Origin of the sequence: Staphylococcus cohnii subsp. cohnii (genome assembly GCF_002902365.1) — a bacterium.
GTDB lineage: Bacteria > Bacillota > Bacilli > Staphylococcales > Staphylococcaceae > Staphylococcus > Staphylococcus cohnii.
In genome coordinates this window covers 1-520 of sequence record NZ_PPQC01000030.1, presented here as the reverse complement: position 1 = coordinate 520, position 520 = coordinate 1, and the positions used below count along the sequence as shown (strand labels likewise).

Annotated in this window: 1 protein-coding gene; it reads left to right on the top strand. The window is 33.7% G+C overall.

All coding sequences use genetic code 11. The annotated features are described in order from the left end of the window. Window positions 1-56 precede the first annotated feature (56 nt). Window positions 57-520: IS6-like element IS257 family transposase (locus CD032_RS05705; protein WP_082360168.1), on the top strand; the 464-nt coding region annotated here is incomplete at its 3' end.

The window sequence follows — 520 nt, the reverse complement described above, 5'->3', positions numbered from 1 at the left end:
GGTTCTGTTGCAAAGTTGAATTTATAGTATAATTTTAACAAAAAGGAGTCTTCTGTATGAACTATTTCAGATATAAACAATTTAACAAGGATGTTATCACTGTAGCCGTTGGCTACTATCTAAGATATGCATTGAGTTATCGTGATATATCTGAAATATTAAGGGAACGTGGTGTAAACGTTCATCATTCAACGGTCTACCGTTGGGTTCAAGAATATGCCCCAATTTTATATCAAATTTGGAAGAAAAAGCATAAAAAAGCTTATTACAAATGGCGTATTGATGAGACGTACATCAAAATAAAAGGAAAATGGAGCTATTTATATCGTGCCATTGATGCAGAGGGACATACATTAGATATTTGGTTGCGTAAGCAACGAGATAATCATTCAGCATATGCGTTTATCAAACGTCTCATTAAACAATTTGGTAAACCTCAAAAGGTAATTACAGATCAGGCACCTTCAACGAAGGTAGCAATGGCTAAAGTAATTAAAGCTTTTAAACTTAAACCTGACTG